The organism is Parendozoicomonas haliclonae (assembly GCF_900174585.1).
Taxonomy (GTDB): Bacteria; Pseudomonadota; Gammaproteobacteria; order Pseudomonadales; family Endozoicomonadaceae; genus Sansalvadorimonas; species Sansalvadorimonas haliclonae.
The window spans coordinates 1-6485 of sequence record NZ_FWPT01000023.1 but is presented as its reverse complement, the minus strand read 5'-3'; the positions used below and the strand labels follow the sequence as shown (position 1 = coordinate 6485).

Sequence of the window (6485 nt, the reverse complement as noted above, 5' to 3'; positions counted from 1 at the left end):
TGCGGGTTATATCCAGCATTTTTATAATCGCGCTCGACTGCACTCGAGCCTTAATTATCAATCTCCGGTAGAATACGAGGCCGCAGCTTAGCTGCAGAGAGGTGTCCATTTTATCGGGGGAAGATCAGACGCCTTCGGCGCCCCTTACGCAGGCGTTATGCCTACCAATCAATCAGCATCGAAGTAAATTCAAGGAAAATAAATGCCCATATTTATCAGTTATTCTCACGAAAACAAGGAATTTGTTGATAAGCTAGCCATGCAGCTCGTACAGAGGAACATAAATATTTGGTTAGATCGTTGGGAATTGAATATTGGTGACTCTTTAATAGATAAGGTCCAAGATGCTGTAGATGGTGCAAGCGCATTATTGGTTATTATGTCTAAAGCGTCTATTGCTTCAGCCTGGTGTAAAAAAGAATTAACATCTGGCTTTCTTCGTGAGCTAGAGGAAAAGCGTGTTGTTGTAATGCCCGTGTTACTGGAAGATTGTGACATTCCTATATTTGCACGAGATAAATTCTATGCAGATTTCAGAACTAATTTTGATGAAGGCTTAAAAACTGTAATCGAAGGAATTCAAAAAATAACAAACCCTTTTTTAGCAAGAACAAAAGAGCCAGAATATCATATTGACTGGTCAATTGACTGGGGAGACATCAATGGAAACTTTGCAATAATTTTGAATTTTGTAGAGCAAGCTAAAGATCAACCATTTACCTGTCTGACAAATATAGAGGCATTAGCATCAGATAAAGCGACTGAAATATACAATCTAAATTCAAAAAATCATGGTGAAGAGTACGCAAGAAGCTATATTATCAGCGTTTTAAATGATTACTTTAAAAACATTAACGAACTAAAGTCGGTATTAGGTTCTGAGCATGAAAGTGTAAAAAGGGTTACAGTAACCGGAAATTCTGATGGTGAAAGATACTATTTAAGAATTGGCACTAGAAGGTTAGGTGAGGACACCGGAAAAGATATCCTAATAAATATCACTGGTTTGATTTCAAGTGCATACACTCACATGAATTCAGTTTTACAAAAACGTCCAAATGCATAACAAGTGCGTCAAGAAGGGACGCCTTCGGCGCCCCTTACGCAGGCGTTAGGCCCTATGAGTGCAACCCTCCGCACCGCGAAAAATGTTCTTACTCACAATAATTATTATCATTTTAATTTTGAGCAAGAAGAGCAGATTTGAATTTGTATGTAAGACCATATTCAAATTACCTCTTACTGTTATAGCTATCATTTTCTATGGATTAATTTCCTATCCAGTCACAGGTTTTTACGGCAGCGAAGGTCACCCATATTTAATTGCGCTTTTAATTGCCTTTTCCTTAATCAACGCAGCGACAGTAATAGGCCTAGCGAAAACCAAAAATCCACAAAGAAAAGCATTCATAATTCTCATTCACTGCATTTTAATCTTCGTTATATCTATACCTGTTAGCGTTCCATTTGGTTTCCCCATTATTAATATAATTATTTTTGCACTTAGCTTTGTTATTGGCTGCATTTTTAAATACATCTTACATCTACGTAATGTCTATCAATAAGCGCTGCAAATCCTTACCCATAAACAAGGCCTAACAAGTGCGTCAAGAAGGGACGCCTTCGGCGCCCCTTACGCAGGCGTTATACGGCAATGCATACACCCGAGGTAGTCATGCCAAAAGTAAGACCATTTCTGATGTTTCAGGGCGGTGTTGCACAAGATGCACTAGACCGATATCTGTCGACTTTTCCCAACTCAGAAATATTGAGCTTGGAAAAATACGCTGACGAAACACATGCTCCAAAAGGCTACATAAAACTGGCAGTATTCTCGCTCTGCGGGCAGGAATACATGTGTTCTGATAGCCCAATTAACCATGACTTTTCGTTCACTCCATCAAGTTCTACCTTTGTTGAATTTGATTCACAGCATGAATTTGATCATGTCTTTAACCATTTATCGAATGGTGGAGAGATATTGATGCCGCCTGGTAATTATGGCTTCAGTAAACACTTCGCTTGGGTTAATGACCAGTTTGGTGTTTCATGGCAACTGAGTGTTGCCGTATAACAAGGCGTTGGTGTACGGCAGACAAGCTGCCTGGGACGCCTCCGGCGCCCCACAACTGCGCGTTACCCGAGGTTAAGCATTAGAGGGATCGGAGAGTTGGGAGAAAGACAGGTGTGCCCTAATCCTGAAAATCAAATGATTATCGCACTCCGAAAAACACCAAATATTAAACATCGCAATATACGTCCCGCAACGCTCAAACAAGCAGTCAAACATTGTGCAAAAAGCACGGTCTATGTCGTGCCACCCTCCGGGTAACAAGTGCTTCAAATGGGACGCCTCCGGCGCCCCATAAGCGGGCGTTATGTTCTAAAAATTACATCGGAGCATAAATGGCATTTTTTGAAATAATCAGCATTGCTTCAGGCTTCTGTGGAATCACAGGCGTGACATTAAAGACCCTTTCCAAGACTAAATATAAAAGGGAAGTCAAAGGGTACATCGCAGATCTTGAGACAAGAAAAGTACTTTGGGCTGAGTTTGACCTTGAAATAAAACGCCCCGTCATTAAAAGTATGGAAGAGATTCTCCATAATACTCGTGAACTACTACAGGTGTGTTCTCAAGATAAAGATTTAAATAAAATACTGAAAGGCATTATCGGCTCTATAGGAAAAGAAATTCATAACATACACAGCTATGATGATAGAACTAAAGAGGGACAATATAAATTTTTTATGTCCATACAAAAATTCCGTACTGATATGGCAAGATATCTATCTGCACTATGCTCTTCACTAAGAATAGAACCATCAAGTACAGAACTAAGATCATTAATCATCAACATGGCAACTGTCAGACCTCGAACATAACAAGCGCGTCAAGAAGGGACGCCTTCGGCGCCCCTTACGCAGGCGTTACCCGAGGTTAAGCTGTAAAGGATTTGGGCAGTTCGGAGAAAGACAGGTGTGCCCTATTACTGGAAATCAAATGATTATCGCACTCCGAAAAACACCCAATATTAAACATCGCAATATTCGTCCCGCAACGCTCAAACAAACGGTTAAACACTGTGCAAAAAGCACGGTCTCTGCCGTGCCACCCTCCGGGTAACAAGAGCTTCAAATGGGACGCCTCCGGCGCCCCATAAGCGGGCGTTAGGAGGAGTAGTTTAACATGACACTATCCGTCGCATGGCATAGTAAAGAAGGAATATACTTTGCCTCTGATTCAAGAGTATCTAGGGGAGGTAAGTATTCAGACTATGGTGTCAAAGTCATCCCAGTTCAAATTCGGATTTTCAACCCAGGTAAGGATGATACCTCTCCATCAATTGCATTTGAAAAAACATACGGGATGTGTTTTGCCGGTGATTTTGCTGGCTCTGCAATAATACAAAATTTTTTCTCAGTTACATTACAAAGACTTCAATATGTTCCATCATTTTCAACAATTTCATTTGAGAGCATTTGTAGAGTAGTAAATAACCTATATAGAGAAGTCTCTATAAAACTACAGGAAGAAATAGATAATGAATGTATAGATTTTTTCTTCTCAGGATTCTGCCCATTAAATAAAAAAATAATGCTAGCAAAATTCTACATTGATTACGGAAATAACGTTGATCAGTATGAACCACAATACGAGGTAATAGACTACGAATCTGATCCTGAGCCAATTTACTATATCGGCTCAGGGGAAAGTGCATATGCCATACATCTTGATATAAACAAAGAAAAACCTATCTCTACCAGGCCAATGTATGCACTTAAAACCTTAATTGATAGCAAGTCATCTAACTCTGTGGGTGGGAATATACAGGCCGGTAACTTTAGCAGTAGCCATGAATTCTATATGCTCGGTATCTATGATAAAAGCATAAACCAACAAGGGCATATTGAATCTGTTCATTATTATTACTCTGGATTAGATATGAACAGCGATCTATTTGAGACATGTACTAGTGGACTTATGGTTATTGGTAATTACATAGACTTGTCCCAGTAAACTCCTCCTAACAAGTGAATGGTGTTCGTCGCTTCGCTCCTGGGACGCCTGCGGCGCCCCACATTCAGGCGTTACCCGAGGTTAAGCAGTAAAGGATTTGGGCAGTTCGGAGAAAGACAGGTGTGCCCTATTCCTGTAATTAAAATGATTATCGCACTCCGAAAAACACCAAATATTAAACATCGCAATATTCGTCCCGCAACGCTCAAACAAACGGTTAAACACTGTGCAAAAAACACGGTCTCTGCCGTGCCACCCTCCGGGTAACAAGAGCTTCAAATGGGACGCCTCCGGCGCCCCATAAGCGGGCGTTAGGCCCTATGAGTTCAACCATCAACATCGCCGAAAATGTTCTTACTCACAATAATTATTATAATTTTAATCTTGAGCAAGAAGAGTAGGTTTGAATTTGTATGTAAGATCATATTCAGACTACCTCTTACTCTGATAGCTATTATTTTCTATGGCCTTATTACCTATCCAGCCACAGATTTTTACGGTAGCAAAGGCCAACCCTATTTAATTGGTCTTGCTATTATCTTTTCCTTAATCAATGCTGCGACTGTAATTGGCCTAGAAAAAACCCAAAAATCATACACCAAAGCATTTATAGTTTTCATTCACTGTATTTTAATCTTCGTAATATCAGTACCTTTTAGCCTTCCATTTGGCTTCCCCATTATAACTATAATACTTTTTATATTTAGCTTTGTTGTTGGCTGTATATTTAAATACGTTTTATATCTACGCAGTGTCTATCAGTAAAAACACTGCAACCACTTAATCATAAACAAGGCCTAACAAGAGCTTCATGTTCGTCGCTACGCTCCTGGGACGCCTTCGGCGCCCCATAAGCAGGCGTTGTGCGTCATATCGCCATTTGAATTGTGCCTATCTGTATAAACGGGGAATATTCAGTACAGTGCTCGCTGGCATAAACATTGTGCCAAACAAGTTCTTTTCCATCAGTTAAATCGTGCCTGACAAGATTCGTGCAATGCCAGCGCCAATAACATCGGTGCCGTTTTTATCCAGTGTGTGCCAACGTCTGTATTCTTCAAAACGTTTTAGCATTTTCGCTACTGCGGGTTCGTGCCCGTAGCTGGCAAAATCAACATTGGGGTTTCTGGCTAATTCTGCCCTACCCAACAACAAGCATCGTGCACAAGCCAGTTATCAAGCTCAGTGGTAACTTCACGGTGCGCACAACAAGCACATCAAGCGGGACGCCTTCGGCGCCCCGTATGTGGGCGTTACCCGAGGTTAAGCATTAAGGGGATTGGTGAGAGTTGGTAGAAAGACAGGTGTGCCCTAATCCTGAGAATCAAATGATTATCACACTCCGAAAAACACCAAATATTAAACATCGCAATATACGTCCCGCAACGGTCAAACAAACGGTTAAACACCGTGCAAAAAACACGGTCACTGCCGTGCCACCCTCCGGGTAACAAGAGCTTCAAATGGGACGCCTCCGGCGCCCCATAAGCGGGCGTTAGCTGTCTTAAGTCCGCACGATCATCAATTACTTTTGGCTCACAGTATTGAAAAGAAAAATCTGATAGTCCGCGGTAAATTGCTCGCCAGGCATCAGTGCAAGCTGGCGTCACGTTCAGACGCATTTTCCTTCGTGCAATGCCAGCATAAAATTCTGCGTTGTTTGCTTGTTTCTGCCATGCTGGCAAAACAGTTTGTGCCCAGTGTTTTCGTGTAAGCCAGCTATCAAAATCTGTGCTGGTAATGTAGGGCAAAAATACGCAACATCGTCGTCAACAATCAGCAGCTAACAAGCGCTTCAAATGGGACGCCTCCGGCGCCCCTTAAGCGGGCGTTATGTGCTGCCAAATCTCTAACATCGGAGTAATCTGTGATTCCTAAAACAGCAAAATTAAGAGTTGCTCGTCCAACAGACAATCTCGCAAAAGCCACGGAAATGTACGTTAATGGTTTAGGGTTTAAACTGCTTGGCTCATTTGAAGATCACAACGGTTTTGATGGCTCAATCATTGGACATGAGCAGCATAATTATCATTTTGAATTTACTCATCACAAAGGCAAAACTGTTGGTCGCGCTCCAACACAAGATAACCTTTGGTATTTTATTTCATAGATCCTGAACTCTGGGAACAATGCTGTAAAAATGTTCAAGAGGCAGGTTTCAAGCATGTTGAATCGTACAATGATTACTGGGATGTTTCTGGTAAAACCTTTGAAGACATTGACGGTTACCGTATAGTTCTTCAAAACCGTGAATGGTCAGCATAGGCTTATATAATCAGGTATTGCCCGCCCATATTCCATCCGTTCACACAATAAGCTTTAACCATCAACCAGGCACCTAGTATCAGTTTTGAAGCGCGACACCCTAACAGTTAAGGAAGCAGTGGATGGGTGACTTATAGCCCAACCTCTTTCTTGGACGACGATTAAGTTCATTGGCTATGGCATCACATTCTCTTTGAGT

The 6485-nt window shown here is 41.4% G+C and carries 7 protein-coding genes and 1 pseudogene; 7 read left to right on the top strand and 1 reads right to left on the bottom strand.

What is annotated here, in order from left to right; all coding sequences use genetic code 11:
* The 7 genes from EHSB41UT_RS24995 to EHSB41UT_RS25085 form a co-directional block, all read left to right on the top strand.
* The coding region (locus tag EHSB41UT_RS24995; protein ID WP_341350363.1) for an IS3 family transposase at positions 1-91 on the top strand (91 nt) is incomplete at its 5' end.
* 111 nt (positions 92-202) lie between these two features.
* Positions 203-1066 carry a toll/interleukin-1 receptor domain-containing protein gene (locus EHSB41UT_RS24010; RefSeq protein WP_087113410.1) on the top strand — a complete coding sequence of 288 codons (864 nt, stop codon included), beginning with the start codon at positions 203-205 and terminating at the stop codon, positions 1064-1066.
* 588 nt (positions 1067-1654) lie between these two features.
* Positions 1655-2074 (top strand): VOC family protein, encoded by a 420-nt coding sequence (locus EHSB41UT_RS24000; RefSeq protein WP_242667404.1) that lies wholly within the window; start codon positions 1655-1657, stop codon positions 2072-2074.
* A gap of 332 nt (positions 2075-2406) precedes the next feature.
* Positions 2407-2886, top strand: a complete 480-nt coding sequence (locus tag EHSB41UT_RS23995) for a hypothetical protein (RefSeq protein WP_087113408.1) — start codon at positions 2407-2409, stop codon at positions 2884-2886.
* 304 nt (positions 2887-3190) lie between these two features.
* A complete protein-coding gene (locus tag EHSB41UT_RS24550) occupies positions 3191-4021 on the top strand; it encodes a hypothetical protein (RefSeq protein WP_133060655.1) in 831 nt (276 codons plus the stop codon).
* Between the two features lie 1867 nt (positions 4022-5888).
* A complete protein-coding gene (locus EHSB41UT_RS24750; RefSeq protein ID WP_207626753.1) occupies positions 5889-6131 on the top strand; it encodes a hypothetical protein in 243 nt (80 codons plus the stop codon).
* Positions 6113-6286 carry a hypothetical protein gene (locus tag EHSB41UT_RS25085; RefSeq protein WP_415837505.1) on the top strand — a complete coding sequence of 58 codons (174 nt, stop codon included), beginning with the start codon at positions 6113-6115 and terminating at the stop codon, positions 6284-6286. The genes EHSB41UT_RS24750 and EHSB41UT_RS25085 overlap by 19 nt, the downstream gene beginning before the upstream one ends.
* 100 nt (positions 6287-6386) lie before the next feature.
* On the opposite strand, the pseudogene EHSB41UT_RS25080 reads toward EHSB41UT_RS25085, so the two are convergent.
* Positions 6387-6485: pseudogene (locus EHSB41UT_RS25080) on the bottom strand (IS30 family transposase); the annotation flags it as partial.